Annotated in this window: 1 rRNA gene; it reads left to right on the top strand. The window is 52.2% G+C overall.

Annotated features, from left to right (window positions below):
• Positions 1 to 1,071: ribosomal RNA gene (locus HMPREF2802_RS07790) — 23S ribosomal RNA — on the top strand; the annotation flags it as partial.
• Positions 1,072 to 1,183 lie beyond the last annotated feature (112 nt).

The raw sequence follows: 1,183 nt of genomic DNA, 5'->3' as shown, positions 1-1,183 counted from the left end.
CTGACGCCTGCCCGGTGCTGGAAGGTTAAGAGGAGTGGTTAGCTTCTGCGAAGCCACGAATCGAAGCCCCAGTAAACGGCGGCCGTAACTATAACGGTCCTAAGGTAGCGAAATTCCTTGTCGGGTAAGTTCCGACCCGCACGAAAGGCGTAACGATTTGGGCACTGTCTCAACGAGAGACTCGGTGAAATCATAGTACCTGTGAAGATGCAGGTTACCCGCGACAGGACGGAAAGACCCCGTGGAGCTTTACTGTAGCCTGATATTGAAATTCGGCACAGCTTGTACAGGATAGGTAGGAGCCTTAGAAACGTGAGCGCTAGCTTACGTGGAGGCGTTGGTGGGATACTACCCTCGCTGTGTTGGATTTCTAACCCGCACCACTAATCGTGGTGGGAGACAGTGTCAGGTGGGCAGTTTGACTGGGGCGGTCGCCTCCCAAAAGGTAACGGAGGCGCTCAAAGGTTCCCTCAGAATGGTTGGAAATCATTCATAGAGTGTAAAGGTATAAGGGAGCTTGACTGCGAGACCTACAAGTCGAGCAGGGTCGAAAGACGGACTTAGTGATCCGGTGGTTCCGCATGGAAGGGCCATCGCTCAACGGATAAAAGCTACCCCGGGGATAACAGGCTTATCTCCCCCAAGAGTTCACATCGACGGGGAGGTTTGGCACCTCGATGTCGGCTCATCGCATCCTGGGGCTGTAGTCGGTCCCAAGGGTTGGGCTGTTCGCCCATTAAAGCGGTACGCGAGCTGGGTTCAGAACGTCGTGAGACAGTTCGGTCCCTATCCGTCGTGGGCGTAGGAAATTTGAGAGGAGCTGTCCTTAGTACGAGAGGACCGGGATGGACATACCTCTGGTGTACCAGTTGTCGTGCCAACGGCATCGCTGGGTGGCTATGTATGGACGGGATAAGTGCTGAAAGCATCTAAGCATGAAGCCCCCCTCAAGATGAGATTTCCCAACTTCGGTTATAAGATCCCTCAAAGATGATGAGGTGAATAGGTTCGAGGTGGAAGCGTGGCGACACGTGGAGCTGACGAATACTAATCGATCGAAGACTTAATCAATTTTCAAGTTTTGACTTGGTTCAATACTTACTATCTAGTTTTGAATGTGCAATACATTCCATTGTCTGGTGACGATGGCAAGGAGGTCACACCTGTTCCCATGCCGAACACA

Origin of the sequence: Staphylococcus sp. HMSC071G07, assembly GCF_001811435.1 — a bacterium.
In the GTDB taxonomy this organism is placed as follows: Bacteria; Bacillota; Bacilli; order Staphylococcales; family Staphylococcaceae; genus Staphylococcus; species Staphylococcus pettenkoferi.
Note: the sequence above shows the minus strand (reverse complement) of the source record. Positions and strands in the feature narration are given on the sequence as shown.